This window comes from Gilvimarinus sp. 1_MG-2023, from assembly GCF_030548285.1.
On record NZ_JAUOSC010001196.1, the window covers coordinates 1 to 261 of the forward strand.

A 261-nucleotide genomic window follows, 5' to 3' on the forward strand; every position below is an offset into this window, starting at 1 on the left:
GTGGTGATGTTGTGCTTGCTGCCAGTGTTTTTAATCGCGCCATGTATAAGTTGTAATATGGCAAGCGCGTTTTCGGGCCGCTTGGACTCGCTGCGAATTAAAGCAGAGTATCCGTAAGGTGGCAGGCCGGAATGTTTGCGTTCTGCTAGCAGTTGCACTGCAAAGCTATTGTAGCCTTCCGCAATAAGCACACGCATTAACGGGTGATCTGGTTGGTGGGTTTGGATAAGTACTTTACCCGTTGACGATGCGCGCCCAGCC

1 pseudogene is annotated in these 261 nt (G+C 51.0%); it reads right to left on the bottom strand.

Annotation, left to right across the window (positions count from 1 at the left end):
• Positions 1–261 (bottom strand): annotated as a pseudogene (locus Q4563_RS20650) (primosomal protein N'); the annotation flags it as partial.